Here is a 19,528-nt window from a genome sequence, read left to right on the forward strand (position 1 = left end):
TAAATGAGTAAAAAAGATATTCCCAACAACCCAATAGTTTCAGTAACGGAACTCAACCTAATTTTAGAGCTTAACCCTAATACAGATGGGATAATTGAAATCAATTTCTCGAATGATATTGAGAAATTTGATATTGTTTTTATTGCGGGATTAATTTTAATACACATAACTAAGCAAATAAAGTTTGTTATTAGATACCCGGGAACCGTCGAGAAAATTTTTGAAACACGACAAAGTATTAAACATTGCGAAGTTTTATATAATATTAAATTTAAAGACGTATTCGAAACATTTCAGAACATACAGAATATAGAGGAAGGTGATTTAGTTGCTTCAACAAGGTTTGCACCAATACTATATATTAATGAAAAGACAATTGTAGAATTCTTCGAAAAGCCAAAAACTTTAAACGAAGAACTAAAAAAACTTAGAAACACATATTTAGAATTACCAAAAGGAATTAAAACGAACCAAGTTAATGGCTTTAAATTAGTTGACTATCTTAAGGCAGATAATTCGGTGTTTACTCTTCTAGAAAAATCATCCACCATACACACCTTTGTTTTTTATATTCTTTTTATCTGGTTCGCGCCATTTAAAAAAACAAATAGATTAGATAAGCCAATTGAAAGAACTGAAGAACTATGGGAGTTTACAAAAGAATATGTGAGCGGATTGCACGAGTTGGCCAAAAACATTGTTGAGCATAGTGGTCATACTTCTAATAGCGGAATAGGGATGATTACAATTAGGATTTATAATGAGGACGAAAAAGATAACAATCCCGGAAAAGTTTTAGAAACACACGTTTTTGATTTTGGTGAAAAGGGAATCATTGAAAAACTTAAGAAATTTACAAACGATAATAAAAAAATACACAAGTTCTTAGAGAAAGATTTAGAAACCTTAAATAATAATTTCACCTTAATAGATTTTATTGAGCCAAAAATAGAGAAGCAGCTGCATCAACAAATTTCTAGAGACATATCACATTTTGGTTTAATGAAGTTTTACCAACTTATTAAAGTTAATGAAGGATCGATTTTATCAGCTACTACTAGTACAATTGAGGAAAAACAGGATGTTTATAGAAAAGACAATGAAGGTAGACCTATTGCAAAAGGGACATCTTATTTTTTTAAACTACCTTTTAAACATGAACTATTCAAATCAGTACAAGCTACTTCTGCAAGTACCAACTATCAAGGCACCTACGAAACCATTGGCGGGATAACTGAAATAATGAAGTTAGAAATAACAGATAACTTAGAAGATATTAAGGATAATACAATATTAGTTATTGATTTTCCCAAAATGGTAATAAGGAATAGAGATGATGAAGCAAAACTACTCAGGGGAATAGATGAGAAGCTAAATTTTGAGAATTCACAGAAACAAAAAGTCAAATACATTGCTTTTAATATGGGTAATGTTGAATTAAACGTTTCTGAATCAAGTTTACTTCGCTTTTTAGCTCATCTTTCGATAAACTATGACCAATCTATAATCATTTACAATATGGATTATGTGGTGTTTAATGAAATGATTAGGGATAACACGACTTTTTATGAAAGAGTAAAGATCTACGATGATAATATACCATATTGGTATAAAAACAGAGCCATTCTTTTTTACACAAGTATTGAAGATCGCAAATTTTATTTTGCAGATTTAATATTTGGTCAGGATGAAAATGAGTTTAATGCTATCAATAAAATTATACATCATACATTTCCAAATACACGTTCACTGACCAATAAGACAAATGATTATAAAGGGTTTCAAGTACCCGAAAATTTAGATAGCTATTTTTTTCAATCATCTTTGCTGCCCTTCGACATTCTATTGCCTATAGAAGAAAATTACACGGTTTTTCAAACCAACCTTGTAACACTTTTGGATACAGAAATAACCGCAATTAATAAAGAAGATTCCAATGAGTAAACATTTAATTGAGTATATAAGCGGATTGGATGGCTATAAGATGAGCGAAACTCATTTTAAAATTGGAGCTAAAGTACATACATCCGATTTCTTTTATGCTAAACGTCTTTTTCAAAATAGTTATTACACAGCTCGTATCGCACTATTGTTAGCCATTAAAATAAAGGATGAAATAAAAATAAAGACAACACCCATAACACTAATTGGATATGAACTTTACAGCGAGCTTTTATTGAGTTTGGTAGAAAAATTTTTAAAAGAGTATGGAGTGAAATCCATTAATCATTTTGTAGCAACAGATGCAGATAGCAAGATAAAGTTTATACCCAATTATAAGGAATTAAATACTGAACTGAAAGATAGAATTATAATCATTGTTCCTATTTCAAGTACTGGGAGCACGTCCGATAAAATTAAGGAAGAAATAAAAAAAATAAAAGAAGATTTAAAGGAAGAAGCTTTTAAATCTTATACCGTTATAAAAGCATTTGATCCTAGTTTTCCGACAACCAAAAACAAGGGTATTATTGAAATGCAAACTACTTGGAAAAATCCTATTAAATGTCCGTGGTGTTTTAATAATGAAGAATCCCGTCCCATTTTTGAAACAGATAAATCATCACTTATACCAACCTTAATATTTGATTTGCCTACAGCAAAAGAAGTATCGGCAGACCCCATAACTACTGAATTTGGAGAAGTTAATTTTGATGATGCTATACTCTATAGAAAAGTAAAAAGAAATAAAGAGCATTTTTTATATTCCTCAATCACCTCAGTATTAATAAACAATAACAATGAAAAAATAAATGAATGGTTGAATAGTATTAAAGCAAAACTTGAAATAAAACCTTCGGATCATGTGGTTATTCTTTCCCCAAATCATTATTCAAATTCTGAATTCATAAATCTTGTGAACGATAAATTGTTTAATTCTTCGGCTACTGTAATACACCATCAAACAAATGTGGATTATCTGGCAAATTTTAAGTTATTGAACAAACAATTTTTGAATCAAATTGATTTAAAGATTTATTTTGTGGATGACTCCTTGATTTCAGGCAGAAGTTTTTTTCAAATTTATGAACTGTATCGCAATGCCACAGGTTATGATTTAGATAAAGGTTTGAGTGGAGCTATATTTTTAAGTAATAAATCTTCCCAAGATGTAAATAAACGGGTAGGAAGGACTGTTACAAAAAAGATAAACTCTAAAGAAAGCATTAATCTATTCTCCTTCGTAAATATAAATTTACCTGTTAGTCCCAAGATATTTGAAAAAAACCCTTTAGAGTACGAAGCATTTAGATATAAAAATGTTTATAAGAAGGTACTTCATGATGCCATTCAAAAACACTTTCTAGATAAATCAAAGGATATAAGCGGAAAAAATATAGAACCAAATATTAGGGGGATATCTGATAAGACTGATAGACATTTAAAGATGTTTAAGGCAACCCATAAAATATATGAATATTTTAATAACAATAGAGATATTACAAAAATCACATTTGATGATTTACTGAAAAATATAGGTTTCGCTGAGGGTAAGGAAGATAAGATGATAGTGCTAAAAGTGCTGAGCCAATATCCATTTTATTTATATGAACCTGTTCGCAAACTATGTTTTAAGTGGCATAAAAACTGGCTTAATAAGGCTATAATAGACCAGACTAAAGCATTAATTAATAACACTTATGAATACAGCGATTTTAGAGAGTTAAAATTTCTGATTAGGAGAGGTGTTTTCCTAAGTAATTATCATATTCTTTCCGATGCTTTTTTAAAACTAATAGATGAAGTATTTATTGCTATTGATAAATATGATTCCGGAAAAGATGAAGAGCAAATAAAGGATGTGCAAGCCAAATTGAATTTAGATACATCAAATTTTAGAGACATTCTTTCAGATAATATAAAAGAAAAGAGTTTGAGGTTATTTCATATTTATCTTATTAATAACTATACCGAGCTATTTGAAAAAAATGGATGGTGCGCGGCAAAATTAAAAGAGAACATTGACAATTTACCCCTCAATCATTTAAGTACATCACAAGCGAAACAGTTCATTAGGATGATAAAAATAGAAGCTGGGTGTGTCCTTAATGATTTTTATGAGATTCTGCCTGTAGAAAAACACTACTGGGTTCTAAAAGATATAAAGGACAAGAAAGTGATAGAAATTGAAAATAATAATATTCTTAAATTTTTATTATCTCTTGAGAATGAAAAGTATTTAAGTTCTAATAAATTTGAACTTGCCGATAATGTATTAACTTTAAAAAATGGTGATGAATTTAAATCACAATTTACCAATTTTTTATGGGTGAAACAATTTCTATATACTGATACCCTTGCAACAAAATCTAAAATTAAGATTGAAAACTCATTAACAGAAAAAACAGAAGCACTTTTTTCAAAGTTTAAGTTGTTTTTTGAATCGCATTGTGAGGTAGGAGCTTTCTTTGTTGTAAAAGATGGCAGAGGCGGGTCCCATCTCGTTTATGATAAAGATAACTTAATGAAGGATTTTATAGGTGAATTGGATAAAGAAAAACACAAACTGATTTTTGACTTTATGAAAGGTGAGAACGCTTCCTATTCGGAAGATGAAACGGATGATCATGACTTTGTTAAACCCAAAAAGAGTATAATTGAATACGAGCTTATAGGAGAAAAATGGATTGATTTATATGGGACATATCCTAAAAAAGCTGAAACAGAAATTAAATTTATTTCTGGTTGCGAGTGGGTTTTGATGATTCGAATAAGTGATTCGGCTTTTAAGACACTTGGTTTAATGGGTTTTTATGGGAATTCTGATTTAAAAAATGACCCATTGGCTAAGCAACTCCTAATGTTGCTTAGAAAGGATTTAGGAAAATTCATAAAAGAACATCACGCGAACGATGAGTTTGCCGCTTTGAGAGAAGCGGAGCTAGTAAGACGTTTTGCTTATTTAGCGGGACATGGACGTCAAATGATGCAAAAATTAGCTAGTGAAGACGATGAACAAAGTAGATTCAGACCCATTGTTGACACAATGGAAAAACTACAGTATTTATTCGCTACAAAATGGATTACGGTAGAGGGTAATTCAGTAAATACAAAGATAATAAGTGTTAAAAAATTATTCAAAAGCCTATTTCTTTATGGAGGTATAATAAATAATTCTGTAATTGATGAAATCAAAAATATTGGGGACTCCATTTATAAATCTAAATTTATCGACAATGAGTTAACTCTAAAGATAACTGTTAACAACTTAATAAATGAGCCATCTTTCTATTTTAATCCTGATGTATTAAAATTCATTTGTTTTGAACTATTTATCAATGCAAAAAAAAATAGATATCATTTTATTGAAAAAACAGCCTCCCAATGTGAAAACTTTTTAAAAGTCGATTTTCAAATGAAATCTGAAAAATTAATTATCAAAATGATAGGATCAGGTCCAGAAGTTCCAAACGATATAAAAAGGAAGATTAATTCTGGGGTCAAAGTGAAACCTGATAATGAGATATCAGGTCTGAACCTTGTTCACAGTGTGTTAAAAATATTAGATAAGGAAAATGATTTGAGGATAGATTCTGAAAAGACTTGTACCTGTTTTTTATATACTAATACGATTTCCTTAATACTTAAACCTATGGATAGAAACGATGGGAAATAAGCAAAATATTTTAATCGTAGAAAATCAGTTTTGGCAATTCCAAGAAATTCGAAGGCTTGTTTGTTGTTCAGAGAATTATGCGCCGATTCCAAATTTTAAAGAACAAGATAAATTTATTGAATATATAGATAATATTAGGGTTTGGGTGAACGAACAATATGATAAAGTATATAGAGAAAAAGCATTTGATAATATTATTCAAATTGTTAATGATCCTCAAAATTCAATTGAATTAATCCTTATGGATCACATTTTAGGCGGTTCCAGCTATTGTCACACAGGAATTGATTTAGCTTTTGAAATTAATAAAAAAAGACAAATTGATGGGAAAAAGATACTTCCCGTAGTGTTTTTTAGTAAAACATCTATCGAAGATGAAAAAAGAGAAAAAGGATTTTTTGGTCTAAGCGTAAAAAAATCAAAAGGGATTGAAGAATATGAAAAGGAATATACAGGGACTTTCGACTGGGTTCATAAAGGCTATTTTGGGAATGAAATTTTAAATCCAGAATATTTTGCATACGTAATTCTTAAAATTGGGAAAGTAATTGGACAGGCGGAAGAAGTTAGGTTTTTTGAAAGATTAAATCAGGTAATTAAAATGATTGGTGGTGCAGGTAGTAATCAAATGAATAGATATTCATGGTTGGAAGCTATAAAAAAGAAATATAATTACGAAAATATAAATGAGAATTTTAAAAACATGATTAACCTAGTAATTGAAAAAGGAGATTACAGTTTGTTGAATGATAATATTATAAACGAACAATTAAATGCTTGAAAAAATTTCAAAATTTTATTTTAGGATTAAGGATTTTATAATATTCTTATCGGGGGTTATTGTATCTTCCTTTGTGGTAGAAATTTTATTAATTGACAACAAAAACTATTATCATATTATTTCTATTGTGTGTGGCTTTATATTTGGTTTTTTATCCTATATACTAACCAAGATAGCTAACAGTTATTCCAATAATGATAAGAACAAAGAGAAAATCAGTACTAATCCTTGGAATAGTATTACTGATACTAATAATATGGCAAATAAGCTATTTGGATTTTTTTCTATATTTTGGATGTGGCTCATCGTTTTATTTTTACCAATATCCTTTATCGGGGGAACAATTTCATTGCTACAAGCAAATATTCAGCATGAGAGACAAAATAGAAATGAAATTCAAAGAAATAAAAAAGAATTAATTACAAAAATTAAAAATATAAATAGAAGTCTCGTGGATAGTATCATTCTAAAAGATCAATTGATATTGGATTCCCTTCAACAAAAAACAGAAAAAATAAAAATTTTAGAAACTCAAATTGATTCTTTAAATAATGTTTTGAATAAAAGATTGCAAAATCAACTAAAAGCGAATGAAAAAGGGCAATAGCTATAATTCCATATAATAATTACGACTATTCTAAAATTTGAAAAAAACCAGATCAACCAATGTCCGAAGAACAAAAAAAACTACTTGAACAACAATTATGGAATATAGCCAATGAACTGCGTGGCAAGATGGACGCAGACGAATTTCGGGATTACATCCTAGGCTTTATATTTTACAAATATCTTTCAGAAAAACAACACCTATACGCAAACCAACTCCTAGAAACCGAAAAGGTAAAAGACTACCTAAAAATTACTGATGAAGAAGATTTAAAGGCCATTAGTGAAGAATCACTTTTAAAGTTGGGGTATTTTCTAAGACCCAATGAATTGTTTGAATCCATTGCCAAAAAAGGAAACGCCAATACCGAAACCGAAAGTAACTTTATCCTTCAGGATTTGGAAACTATCTTGAATGGTATTGAGCAAAGTACGATGGGTACCGAGAGTGAGGATGATTTCAACAAGCTTTTTGAAGATCTGGACCTTAACAGTACCAAATTGGGCAGAACTACTGAAGCCAGAAATAAACTGATTGCCAAAGTACTTTCACATTTAGATAAAATAGACTTTGCGCTGGAAGATGCCGATGCCGATGTGCTTGGTGATGCCTACGAATATTTAATTGGCCAATTTGCAAGCGGAGCAGGAAAAAAGGCAGGGGAATTCTATACACCCCAACAAGTTTCCAAGATTTTGGCAAAGATTGTTACCACAGGAAAGAAACGCCTTAAAAATGTGTATGACCCAACCTGCGGCAGCGGCTCGTTGTTGCTTCGTGTAAATAGGGAAGTACCTGTGGACGATTTCTTTGGGCAGGAGCTGAACCGCACCACCTTTAACCTTGCGCGGATGAATATGATTTTGCACGATGTGCATTACCGCCATTTTGATATTAAGCAGGACGATACCCTGGAGCACCCACAACATCTTGATATGCGTTTTGAGGCCATAGTGGCAAACCCGCCATTTTCCGCAAAGTGGAAAGGCAAGAACAACCCTTTAAATGAAAATGACGAACGTTTTAGCCAATACGGCAGGTTGGCGCCCACCAGCAAGGCAGATTTTGCCTTTGTACAACATATGCTCTACCAATTGGCGGAGAACGGAACCATGGCGGTGGTAGTGCCCCACGGGGTTTTATTTCGTGGCGCGGCGGAAGGCACTATTAGGGAATATATTATTAAAGAACTCAACTATTTGGATGCCGTTATTGGCCTGCCCGCCAATATTTTTTACGGCACTGGTATTCCTACTTGTATTTTGGTATTGAGCAAATGCCGCGTAAATGATGGCGATATTTTATTTATAGATGCCTCCAACAATTTTGAAAAGGACGGCAACAAAAACAAACTAACCGAAGACCATATAGACACTATTATTGAAACCTACCGTGAGCGCAAAACCACCGACAAATTCAGTTATGTAGCAACGCTGGATGAGGTATTGGAAAACAGTTATAACCTAAATATAGCGCGATATGTTGATATGTTTAAGGAAGAAGAATCTATTGATTTGGAGTTGGTTTCTTCCAAATTACAAAACTTAGAAATAGAAATAGCAAATATTGATTCTACAATTGAAACTTTTTGTACGGAACTAAGAATTAATACACCATTTTAAAATGACAAAGGTTAAATTAACTCCTAGTTTACGCTTTCTCGGTTTTTATGAAAACTGGAAAGATCAAAGTATAGGAGATTATTATAAAAATTTAAGAACCGGAATGACGCCTAGTAGGTCAATTCCAAAATATTATAATGGCCAAATTCCCTGGATAACAAGTGGAGAATTAGACTATAATGAAATCTATGAAACCAAAGAATATATAACTGAAGAGGCGGTAAGAAACACAAATTTAAAAATTTACCCTCCAAACACTTTTTTCATTGCAATAACTGGGCTTGAAGCGCCCGGAACAAGGGGTAGATGTGCAATAAATATGGTGCCAGCTGCAACTAATCAGTCTTGTATGGCATTCGAAGAGATTGAAACTATTCATAATAAGTTTTTGTTTTACTGGTATAATAGATTTGGAATTGAACTTTATTATGGATATGCTCAGGGGACAAAGCAACAAAGCTTTAATAATAAAATTGTTGAAAAATTTATCTTCCGATCTCCTTCGCTCCCCGAACAAAAAAAAATAGCCACTTTCCTTTCGGCGGTAGAAAAAAAGCTGGAAAAGTTGCAACAAAAGAAAACCTTTTTGGAAAACTATAAAAAAGGGGTGATGCAGCAGCTATTTAGTCAGGCGTTGCGGTTTAAAAATGAGGATGGTAGTGATTATCCGGATTGGGAGGAGAAGAGGTTGGGTAAAATTGGAAAAATTGTAAATGGACTTACTTATAGCCCAAATGATATAGATGAAAATGGTGTTTTAGTATTGCGTTCCTCTAATGTAAAAGATAGAACAATTGTGCTAGAGGACAATGTTTTTGTAAATGTTAGTGAAGGATCTTTCAATCCAGTAATTGAGAATGATATATTAATTTGTGTAAGAAATGGAAGTAAGCGCTTAATTGGAAAGAATGCAATTATTTCAAAAAGTCAAGAAGGACTAGCTTTTGGTGCTTTTATGACAGTTTATAGAAGTATTTACAATTCATTCTTATTCCATTATTTTGATTCGGAAGATTATAAAAAGGAAGTTCATAAAAATTTGGGAGCTACAATTAATTCAATAAATGGAAGTGATTTAAAAAAGTTTAAAGTTCCATTCCCTAACAAAGAAGAACAAGCCAAAATCGCCAACTTTTTAAGTGCGCTGGATAAAAAAATAGAACTGGTAACCAACCAAATAGAAAACTCCCAACAGTTTAAAAAGGGGTTGTTGCAACAGATGTTTGTGTAACATATATAATTGATGAGACAGTCAGTACATACTTTAGATGAGTTGATATCAAAAACCATTAATTTTAATGACCAAAGCGGTTCTCATAATTATTGGAATGATTTAGAGATTACTATTGAAGAAGAGAAAACATTATTTATTCCTTTTCCAATGGGTAGAATTAAAATGGAAAATAGGAACTTAATCAATAATAATCACCGAATAAAATTTGTGAATTGTCATTTTCATAATTCGATTGGTTTTAGGGGATATGAAAAAGGGCTTTGGTTTGTTAATTGCGTATTTCATAAAAAAGTAAGCTTCAAGAATCGAACCTATCCAGGTAAAATGCGTTTTCATAGTTGTGTATTTAAGGGTGACGTCAATTTTGTGAATGCTACTTTTAATGAACTAGCAGACTTTTGGTTTAGTAAGTTTAAAAACCCCTTAATTCTTTATAAAACCGATTTTCATAATACCGCAGTATTTTCTGCAACACAGTTTAACGAAAATGTATTATTTACCTATACATTAATTAGTAAGCTTATAATTTTTCGCGGCACTAAATTTAAAAAAGGGCTTGATTTATCATTAGCAATTATTTCAGGAGAGCTAAGTGTGTTTGATGTAGAACTTCAAAATTTTAATACCAATACTTCTTATTTAGTGGAAGAGGATTTTGAAAAACATGTTGGAACAACGGGAGATATCCCTATAAAAAATAAAAGAGAAACATATCGAATATTAAAAAAATATTTTGAAACCAATAATAATATAGCGGAATCATTACATTTCAATGTTTTGGAGAAAAGAACACTCTCCAAAGAGAACAGATACGAATTATCTCGGTTGAGTAAACTTCAGTATGATGAACTAGGTATTTGGAAAATAATTAGTTTGAAGATAAAATCCTTTTTTAACCTTTTTGTATTAACCGCCAATTATGTATCAAGTTATTTTGGCGTAGCATACATACAAAGCTTAATTTTTACATTAGCTATGGGAGGTATTTGTTATTACTTGACTATTATGCAGACCGATTTATATGATTTTGCTTGGAATTTTGATATGCAAATATTTAAAGAAAACATTCCAGAGTATGCTAATTATCTATTGCCAACACACAAATTTGACTTTTTAGGAGAGGATTTTTTAAAAACCCACGAAATAAGTAAATGGTTTTATGTGGGGGATATTGCTGGAAGAATGGCTATCGGTTATGGAATATATCAAACAATACAGGCTTTTAGAAAATTTAGATAAATACTAATTTTGAAGAGGCTATTGCTGCTGATCGTTGTATAGTAAAATATGGATAGCGAAATAATATATAAACAGAAGTGGATGCTAAGCCGGGTAGAAAGCCTCACGGTTCACCATAAGGAACTTGCAAGGATAAAGGGAGAAACCTTTAATATCTACAACATACTAAACTTAAAAACCAACGAGGTCCGTACTCATTCGGCCTTCCTTGCAGAATTGTTAAACCCCCACGGCAGTCATTTAATGGGGACTGTATTTTTGGAGGCCTTTCTACAATTGCTACCCGAACATGATTTTGCCAGCCATTTAGACAATAAAACCGCCCACGCCTTTGTGGAATATCATATTGGCCTAATAGATACCGAACACAAAACAGGCGGACGTATTGATATCTTGTTGAAAGACGGTACGGGCAACACCATTTGTATAGAAAACAAAATAGATGCAGGTGACCAAGACCAGCAGGTAGAACGGTATTGTAATTATAACAAACCAAACAATAGGGTGATCTATTTATCCAAGGAAGGTACGGAGCCTAAAGACCATAGTAGGGGTGAATTACAAAAGGATTTAGACTACCATATTATAAGCTATAAAACTGAAATTATAGCTTGGCTGCACTCTTGTCAGCAGCTTGCATATGACCAACCATTGCTCAGGGAAAGTATAAAGCAGTACCGTATATTAATTCAACAAATTACAAACACATTGGAAGACAAAGAAGATAAACAGCTTGCGGAAATGGTAAAAGATAATTTAGAGGAAGCCTCGTTGATTGCCTCGAAATATCATCAAGTGATTCAAAAAATAAGAAAGAAATTCAGAGACCGCGTATTTGAAATATTAAATGAAACAATGGAGGAGTTTTACATTACAAAACAAGAGTCAGTTACCAAAAGCTTTTCCCACATCTGGTTTCATAACGATGCTCTGAAAGCATTTGATAAAGTATCATTTGGTGCTGAAAGTTTTAGTGGAGCTGGAAACATAGGAGGAAATTTATATGTAGGAATATATGATGAGCTTAGTTTAATGAAAAGTAGGGAAGATTTTGTTTCCATTAATAAGGGATGGGTACATCATCAACGTTTATATTATGAAAACCAAGAAATAAATGTTGCAGACTTGGCCTTTCAACAAAAAATAAGTAACCCAGCTGTGATGGAAGCAGCAGCTATAAGTGTTGCACAGCAGATTAAGGATTTTATTGAAGCGCATCGGGTTTTGTTGGAAAAATAAATAAAAATGGAGGAAATTAAAATACAGGAAATAGTCAGTTCTGTTGAAAACCAATTACTGACAAATCCAAAAATCAAGTTTGATATTGATAAAAAATGGTCTTCAAATTTTAGTGAAGAACCAGGCGTTTATGCTGTTTTCAACAAAGATAAGATGGTATATGTAGGGGAATCAGCAAATTTAAAGGAACGTATGAAGGAAATAAAAAGTACATACAACCATTCCTTTAGAAGAAAGTTAGGTAAGCATCTCTATCCAGATTCAATTATTGCTAAAGGTAAGTTTCCGCCAGATATTGAGGAGGCTCTTAATAAATACTATATTCAAAATATCTATTTCACATTTGTTGTTGTTTCATTTGGGAGACTGGAAATAGAATCACGACTTATGCATAAATATAAAAATGAAGGCATTTTAAATTCTATCGGTAAACGCAATAGAATTGCGTTAATATAAATAACAACAGTTTTTGGAAAGAAATAATACCATATAATAAAATATGACTACAATATTTAAAAAAGTAGATTATAACCTACAGAGCTTAATTCAACAAATTAGTATTGGTACAATTGGGCTGCCAGACATCCAACGCCCTTTCGTTTGGAAAGATACAAAGGTGCGGGACCTTTTTGATTCAATGTATAAAGGCTATCCAGTTGGATATTTCTTGTTTTGGGCAAACTCATATACTAAAGACAATAAAACGATTGGGACAGATGGTAAACAAAAGACCCCGGATTTATTGATTGTGGATGGACAACAAAGACTCACCTCCTTATATGCTGTTACTAGGGCACAAGAAATAATCAGGGAAAATTTTTCCAGAGAGCATATAGTTATATCCTTTAAACCTCTAGAGGAAAAATTTGAAATCCCAGATGCCGCTACACGAAGGAGTGCCGAATATATTCAGAATATTTCAGAGATTTTTAACCCAGAAGCCAACCTTTTTAAAATAACCAATGATTTCGTAATTAAATTACAGAAATCTCGAACCCTATCAGATGAAGATGTTTTAAAAATACAGAATAATATACAGCGTCTAAAGAACTTGGAAAATTACCCTTTTTCGGCTTTGGAACTGAACGCATCCATTGATGAAGAACAGGTTGCAGATGTGTTTGTGAGAATAAATAGTAAAGGTAAGAATTTAAATATGGCAGATTTCATCCTTACATTGATGAGCGTATTTTGGGATGATGGAAGAAAAGAAATAGAACAGTTTTGCCAAGATTCGCGTTTGCCAAACAAATCAAAAGCAACATCTTTCAATTATATCATAGAGCCCAAGCCAGACCAGATGTTGCGGGTAGCAGTGGGATTAGGATTTCACCGAGCTAGATTACAATATGTGTACAGTATCCTAAGAGGTAAGGATTTGGAGACAGGCAAGTTCAGTGAGGAAAGAAGAATTGAACAATTTGAAATATTAAAAAATGCGCAGGAACAAACTTTAAATGTGCAAAACTTTCACGATTTTCTTAAATCGATCCATTTGGCAGGTTTTATAAAAGGTGATTATATCAGTTCCAATAATAACTTACTTTATAGTTATGTATTCTTTTTAATTGGAAAGGTTCAGTTTAAGGTAAATTTACATGAACTGAAAAACTTAATCGCAAAATGGTTTTTTATGGTCACAATAACTAAAAGGTACACAAGCTCTCCAGAGACTCAGATGGAAATAGATCTTGCAAAATTAAGGGGGATATCTAGTGATATTGAATTTAAAGAGGTCATTAATGGGATTATAGACAATGCCATTACGGATGATTTTTGGACAACTATTTTGCCAATGGATGGTTTGGCCACATCTTCTTCAAGTTCCCCAGCAATATATTCTTACTATGCATCTTTAAGTATTTTGGATGCAAAAGGATTATTCTCAAATCTCAAGATAAATGATTTGTTGCAACAAGGAATACGCTCTAAAAAATCTGCTTTGGAAAGACATCATTTATTTCCAAAATCTTATTTGCAAAAAAATGGATATAGTGAACAACGCGACAGAAACCAAATTGCAAATTATGCATTAGTGGAATGGGATGATAATTTGGAAATATTAGATAAAGCACCTGCCAAATACCTGCCAAAATATATAAATAGGTTTAATGAATCTGAACTAAAACAAATGTATTATTGGCACGCTCTTCCCGTAAATTGGCAAGATATGGATTACAAAGATTTTTTAATAGAAAGAAGGAAATCCATGGCATTAGTAATAAAAGATGCTTTTCATAAACTAAAAGAAAGAGTATAATTACATATTATTTTCTGTTCTGATTTAAGTTAACTATGACTACCCAACCCGAACACATTTTAGAAGAAAACCTACTAACCCAATTACAGGAATTGGGCTATAAAAGAGTGGTCATAAAAGATGAACAAGACCTTATTAGCAACCTTAAAATCCAGCTTGAAAAGCATAACAAAGCGAGTTACTCAGAAACGGAGTTTGCCCAAATATTAAACGACCTTTCCAAAGGTAACATCTTTGAACGTGCGAAAATACTTCGCGATAGAATAACCTATAACAAAGACAATGGCGAAAAGGGTTATGTAGAGCTTATAAACCAAATACACTGGTGTAAAAACCAATATCAGATTACCAACCAAATCACAATGGAAGGTAGCTACAAAAACCGTTATGATGTTACCATACTTATTAACGGGTTGCCATTGGTGCAAGTAGAGTTAAAACGTAGAGGTTTGGAACTAAAGGAAGCTTTTAACCAAACCAATCGGTATGAGCGGCATTCCTTTAATTCGGGCAGGGGGTTGTTTCAATTTGTACAGCTTTTTGTAATTAGCAATGGCGTAAATACTAAATACTACGCAAACAACCCTGTAAAAGCACGTTCTTTTAAGCAGACGTTTTATTGGGCAGATGTAGAGAATAAAATTATAACCCAGTTGGCGGAGTTCTCTAAGCTGTTTCTGGAGCCTTGCTTTCTGTCAAAAATGATTACCAAGTACATAGTGCTTAATACCTCAAATACCTTGATGGTGTTGCGTCCTTATCAATATTATGCAACTGAGGCAATTGTGGAGCGGGTAAAGCAAAGCAACAAGTTTGGCTATATATGGCACACCACAGGTTCGGGAAAAACATTGACCTCCTTTAAAACTGCACAAATACTTACCAATCTGGAAGGGGTGCATAAAGTGGTTTTTGTGGTGGATAGAAAAGATTTGGATTACCAAACCATCAAGGAGTTCAACAGCTTTAAAGAGGGCAGCGTTGATGCTACCAACAATACCCAAAGTTTAGTAAAGCAGTTTGATGATGATACCAAGCTGATAGTTACCACCATTCAAAAACTAAACACTGCCGTACTAAAGCCAAAGCATTTGGCAAAAATGGAAAGTCTAAAAGACAAACGCATTGTCTTTATTTTTGACGAATGCCACCGGAGTCAGTTTGGCGATACGCATAATAGAATAAAAGAGTTTTTTACAAACTCACAGATGTTTGGTTTTACGGGTACGCCGATCTTTGCCGATAACTCTGTAAAAAATGCTTTGGGGGAAAGAACCACAAAAGATTTGTTTGAAGAGTGTTTGCATAAATACGTAATTACCGATGCCATACGGGATAGAAACGTATTGAAGTTTTCCATTGAATATATGAATACCGTAAAACTAAAGGAAGGCGTTGTTGATATACAGGTGGAAGCCATAGATACCGCTGAGGTTATGGAAGCGCCGGAACGGCTGGAGAATAATGTAAACTTTATAATCAACAACCACACTCGCAAAACCCACAATAAAAAGTTTACGGCAATATTCTGTGTGCATAATGTAAAAACACTTATTGCCTATTACAAGTTATTTAAGGAAAAAAAAGAGGAAAGCTTGCACGATTTAAATGTGGCTACTATTTTTTCATACCAAGCAAACCAATTGGATGAAGATGCGCAGGGATTTATTCCCGATGAAGATTATGAAGACTTTGCCGCTGAACCCTCTTCTAAATACGACACCAAGCACACAAGGGAGGAGTTGGACGACTTTATTAAAGACTACAATAGGCTCTTCCAGACAAACTATTCCACCAATGAGTTTTATAGTTATTATAAGGATATTGGCAAGCGGGTAAAGAACAAGCAGGTGGATATTCTATTGGTGGTCAATATGTTTTTAACTGGTTTTGACAGTAAGCTATTGAATACAATTTACGTAGATAAAAACCTGAAGTTTCACGGATTGGTGCAGGCCTTTTCCCGTACCAATAGAATATTGGATGAGGTAAAGAGCCAGGGTAATGTAGTAGCCTTTAGAAATCTAAAGGAAGCAACGGACGAGGCAATAACGCTTTTTTCTAATAAAGAAGCTATTGAGGAAATAATCATACAGCCTTATGAAGATTATATTGAAAAGTTTAATGCAGCGGTAGAAAGGGTAAAAGCAATTGCGCCAACATTTGACAGCGTAAGTGATTTGATTTCTGAAGAAGCGGAATTGGAGTTTGTAAAAGCTTTCCGGGAATTGATGCGCTTAAAAAACGTACTGAGTACGTTTGTTGAATTTAGTTATGAGGATTTGGGAATGGACGAGCAGACTTTTGAAAACTACAAAAGCAAATATTTAGACCTATACGACACCATAAAATCTGAAACCCAAAAAGAAAAGGTTTCGATCTTAAATGATATAGATTTTGAATTGGAGTTGATACGCAGGGATGAAATTAATGTTGCATATATTCTGAGTCTTTTAGCAAAACTCTACGACTCCAAACCAAAAGAACAAGAACTACAGCGTAAAGCGATTTCGGATATGCTTTCTTCTGAAACCCAATTGAGAAGTAAAAAGGAACTTATAGAAAAGTTTATTGAAGAAAATTTACCGCTTATAAGGGATTCAGATTTGGTAGTTACAGAATTTGATACTTTCTGGACCACCGAAAAGAAAAAAGCAATAGACAACTTAAGCAAAGAGGAAAACCTAGATTTCAAAAGGTTGGTGGATGTAATAAGCAATTATCTATTTACAGAAAAAGAACCTTTACGCGATGAGGTTATTGCGGTAATGAATGAGCGTCCAAGTTTAAAAAACCGTGCAAGTTCATCAGAAAGGATAATTACTAAAATAAAAGACTTTATTAATACTTTTATTGAGGGGATGGGGTAGTTGTTATAGAGATTCCTATTTAGCGGATTGCTTAGAGCGTATTAAATTTATTTTCCTAAAATTCTATTTAATGGGTTTTATTAATTTATTATGGTATAGTGGGTAACATGTTCTAAGGAATGATAATGTCCAAGCTTTACCTTTTTCCTTCCACCATTGCTATCTACTTGGACACCTTGTCCAAGCTTATGTCCAAACTAATACCATAATATGGCTTCTAAATTTATAATAAACTATAATTATTGTTCCCTTAACAAACATAAAACTCGGATATACTTAGTATATCTTTTATTGCAAAAATGCTATCTTCACCCTAATTTTAAATTCATAAAATGCCGAATTTGAATCACATATGGCTGTTTAGAATAATTTCTATTGACAATTTAGAGGCCGACTTAAAACAAGGTTTGTTTTCTAAATTGAACGCTCCTGAGGATGGGATAAGAACCGTTATTGGAAATAAAGAAATCATAACGCAAAGGGATATGAGAGGCGTCTTATGCTTTCCAGGAACTGTGGTTAATAATTTTGTTCCATTTTATTTTTCTGTTAGAACGCCGATGCTATATAACATTCATTCAGGGCGTGGGGTTCCACAAATACATCAAAAAAATATTGTATATTTATGTATTCCTATATTAGATTTGGCAAATCCAGATTTTAATTGGTGCTTTACAGATGGTAATGCTGCTAAACGTATTACAAGATATTATACAGATTTGACGGCTATAGATTCCTTAGATTGGCGCTCAATTAAGGCAACAGATTTTAGTCATGATAATGCCGATGGGGATGAAGACAGAATCAGAAAAAAACACGCCGAATTTTTAGTTAGGGATCACGTCCCAAGCAATAGAATTAAAGGCATAGCTGTTTATAATCAGGAAGCAAAAGATAGAGTACACCAAATTATACAAGAATTAAATTTGGATATAGATATTAAAATCAAAAAAGCATTTTACTTTTAGCTTATGAAGTTTGTAAAAGGAAATTTATTGACTTCCGATACTCAGGCCATTGTTAATACAGTCAATACAGTAGGCGTTATGGGTAAAGGAATTGCCTTGCAATTTAAAGAACGGTTTCCCCAAAATTTTAAGGCCTATGCGGCAGCTTGTAAGCGAGGAGAAGTAAAAACAGGAAAAATGTTTGTATTCATCGAAACCGACCTTCACGGTGAAAAAATCATTATCAACTTTCCTACAAAACAAGAATGGTATCGAAAATCGCAATACAGTTGGATAGAAGACGGATTAAAGGATCTGGTTCGCGTAATAGAAGAAATGGATATTAAATCCATTAGTCTGCCCCCATTAGGTTGTGGCAATGGAGGTCTAAAATGGGAAAAAGTAAAATTATTGCTCAATAATTATCTGGGAAACCTCCTTGATACTGAGGTAGTAGTTTATGAACCTAATGAAAAAATAAAAGAAATACTACAAAAGGAAAACACTAAGACTAAAAAGGAAATAAACCTTACACCTGCCCGTGCAATGTTATTATATGCCTTATTTAAATATGAAAAATACGGGGAATACTCAACCGTTTTTACCGCAAATAAATTGGCGTATTTTCTTCAGGAGAGCGGTGAAAACCTCAAGCTAAAATTTGAACCCTACACCTATGGCCCATACGCCCAGGCTGTAGAAAAAGTACTCTATGCGCTTAACGGCAAATATTTAAAAGGACTGGAACAAATGGATGCCCAACCTTTTGAGCCTCTAGCGTTGAATTATGAGCGTTTTGGTGAAATTAAGGAATTTGTGGATACTCGCTTAAACGAAGACCAAAAAGAAAGATTGCGTGGATTGTTCCAAGCTATTGAAGGATTTGAATCTACCCTTTCTTTGGAAATTCTTTCTTCCGTCCACTTTATAACAGCCAACAATCCTAAAATCGAAAAAGATGAAATTGTATCTAAAATTAAGGAATGGAATAAACGCAAAAGCGATTTAATTACTGCCGAATACGTTGATATTGCCTATGAGCATTTGGAGGAGTATGGGCAGAAATTAAATTTCGCGTGACCCCCTGTTTTACTTAAATGAATCCAACCACT

General features: G+C 32.8%; 13 protein-coding genes. All 13 read left to right on the forward strand.

Annotated features, from left to right (window positions below; all coding sequences use genetic code 11):
* Window positions 1-3: 3 nt before the first annotated feature.
* The 13 genes from AC58DT_RS11560 to darG all read left to right on the forward strand — a co-directional run bounded on the left by AC58DT_RS11560 (window position 4) and on the right by darG (window position 19,496).
* On the forward strand, window positions 4-1,944 hold the full coding sequence (locus AC58DT_RS11560) for a hypothetical protein (RefSeq protein ID WP_497216974.1): 1,941 nt from the start codon (window positions 4-6) through the stop codon (window positions 1,942-1,944).
* Window positions 1,937-5,617: a hypothetical protein gene (locus AC58DT_RS11565; RefSeq protein WP_497216975.1), complete on the forward strand. Its 3,681-nt coding sequence runs from the start codon at window positions 1,937-1,939 to the stop codon at window positions 5,615-5,617. Before AC58DT_RS11560 ends, AC58DT_RS11565 begins: the two co-directional genes overlap by 8 nt.
* Complete coding sequence (locus AC58DT_RS11570) at window positions 5,607-6,398, forward strand: hypothetical protein (protein WP_497216976.1); 792 nt, start codon at window positions 5,607-5,609, stop codon at window positions 6,396-6,398. The genes AC58DT_RS11565 and AC58DT_RS11570 overlap by 11 nt, the downstream gene beginning before the upstream one ends.
* Window positions 6,391-7,005 carry a hypothetical protein gene (locus AC58DT_RS11575; protein WP_497216977.1) on the forward strand — a complete coding sequence of 205 codons (615 nt, stop codon included), beginning with the start codon at window positions 6,391-6,393 and terminating at the stop codon, window positions 7,003-7,005. The genes AC58DT_RS11570 and AC58DT_RS11575 overlap by 8 nt, the downstream gene beginning before the upstream one ends.
* 59 nt (window positions 7,006-7,064) lie before the next feature.
* A complete protein-coding gene (locus AC58DT_RS11580; protein ID WP_497216978.1) occupies window positions 7,065-8,627 on the forward strand; it encodes a type I restriction-modification system subunit M in 1,563 nt (520 codons plus the stop codon).
* Between the two features lies 1 nt (window position 8,628).
* Window positions 8,629-9,858, forward strand: a complete 1,230-nt coding sequence (locus AC58DT_RS11585) for a restriction endonuclease subunit S (RefSeq protein ID WP_497216979.1) — start codon at window positions 8,629-8,631, stop codon at window positions 9,856-9,858.
* A gap of 12 nt (window positions 9,859-9,870) precedes the next feature.
* Complete coding sequence (locus tag AC58DT_RS11590) at window positions 9,871-11,100, forward strand: hypothetical protein (RefSeq protein ID WP_497216980.1); 1,230 nt, start codon at window positions 9,871-9,873, stop codon at window positions 11,098-11,100.
* A gap of 48 nt (window positions 11,101-11,148) precedes the next feature.
* Window positions 11,149-12,339, forward strand: coding sequence for a PDDEXK-like family protein (locus tag AC58DT_RS11595; protein WP_497216981.1), 1,191 nt, complete (start codon window positions 11,149-11,151; stop codon window positions 12,337-12,339).
* A 6-nt stretch (window positions 12,340-12,345) separates the two neighbouring features.
* Window positions 12,346-12,795, forward strand: a complete 450-nt coding sequence (locus tag AC58DT_RS11600) for a GIY-YIG nuclease family protein (RefSeq protein WP_497216982.1) — start codon at window positions 12,346-12,348, stop codon at window positions 12,793-12,795.
* Between the two features lie 43 nt (window positions 12,796-12,838).
* A complete protein-coding gene (locus AC58DT_RS11605; protein WP_497216983.1) occupies window positions 12,839-14,599 on the forward strand; it encodes a GmrSD restriction endonuclease domain-containing protein in 1,761 nt (586 codons plus the stop codon).
* Between the two features lie 35 nt (window positions 14,600-14,634).
* Window positions 14,635-17,469, forward strand: a complete 2,835-nt coding sequence (locus tag AC58DT_RS11610) for a type I restriction endonuclease subunit R (RefSeq protein WP_497216984.1) — start codon at window positions 14,635-14,637, stop codon at window positions 17,467-17,469.
* Window positions 17,470-17,810: 341 nt separating this feature from the next.
* Entirely contained in the window at window positions 17,811-18,437 is a 627-nt protein-coding gene (darT, locus tag AC58DT_RS11615; RefSeq protein ID WP_497216985.1) for a type II toxin-antitoxin system toxin DNA ADP-ribosyl transferase DarT, read from the forward strand.
* 3 nt (window positions 18,438-18,440) lie between these two features.
* Window positions 18,441-19,496, forward strand: coding sequence for a type II toxin-antitoxin system antitoxin DNA ADP-ribosyl glycohydrolase DarG (gene darG, locus AC58DT_RS11620; RefSeq protein WP_497216986.1), 1,056 nt, complete (start codon window positions 18,441-18,443; stop codon window positions 19,494-19,496).
* Window positions 19,497-19,528 lie beyond the last annotated feature (32 nt).

Source organism: Aequorivita sp. CRS11, from assembly GCF_059693805.1.

What these genes read in the sequence shown, in the direction of transcription:
- AC58DT_RS11560 (WP_497216974.1), top strand. Translation starts at nt 4, where the DNA reads ATGAGTAAAAAAGATATTCCCAACAACCCAATAGTTTCAGTAACGGAA.
- AC58DT_RS11565 (WP_497216975.1), top strand. Translation starts at nt 1,937, where the DNA reads ATGAGTAAACATTTAATTGAGTATATAAGCGGATTGGATGGCTATAAG.
- AC58DT_RS11570 (WP_497216976.1), top strand. Translation starts at nt 5,607, where the DNA reads ATGGGAAATAAGCAAAATATTTTAATCGTAGAAAATCAGTTTTGGCAA.
- AC58DT_RS11575 (WP_497216977.1), top strand. Translation starts at nt 6,391, where the DNA reads ATGCTTGAAAAAATTTCAAAATTTTATTTTAGGATTAAGGATTTTATA.
- AC58DT_RS11580 (WP_497216978.1), top strand. Translation starts at nt 7,065, where the DNA reads ATGTCCGAAGAACAAAAAAAACTACTTGAACAACAATTATGGAATATA.
- AC58DT_RS11585 (WP_497216979.1), top strand. Translation starts at nt 8,629, where the DNA reads ATGACAAAGGTTAAATTAACTCCTAGTTTACGCTTTCTCGGTTTTTAT.
- AC58DT_RS11590 (WP_497216980.1), top strand. Translation starts at nt 9,871, where the DNA reads ATGAGACAGTCAGTACATACTTTAGATGAGTTGATATCAAAAACCATT.
- AC58DT_RS11595 (WP_497216981.1), top strand. Translation starts at nt 11,149, where the DNA reads ATGGATAGCGAAATAATATATAAACAGAAGTGGATGCTAAGCCGGGTA.
- AC58DT_RS11600 (WP_497216982.1), top strand. Translation starts at nt 12,346, where the DNA reads ATGGAGGAAATTAAAATACAGGAAATAGTCAGTTCTGTTGAAAACCAA.
- AC58DT_RS11605 (WP_497216983.1), top strand. Translation starts at nt 12,839, where the DNA reads ATGACTACAATATTTAAAAAAGTAGATTATAACCTACAGAGCTTAATT.
- AC58DT_RS11610 (WP_497216984.1), top strand. Translation starts at nt 14,635, where the DNA reads ATGACTACCCAACCCGAACACATTTTAGAAGAAAACCTACTAACCCAA.
- darG (WP_497216986.1), top strand. Translation starts at nt 18,441, where the DNA reads ATGAAGTTTGTAAAAGGAAATTTATTGACTTCCGATACTCAGGCCATT.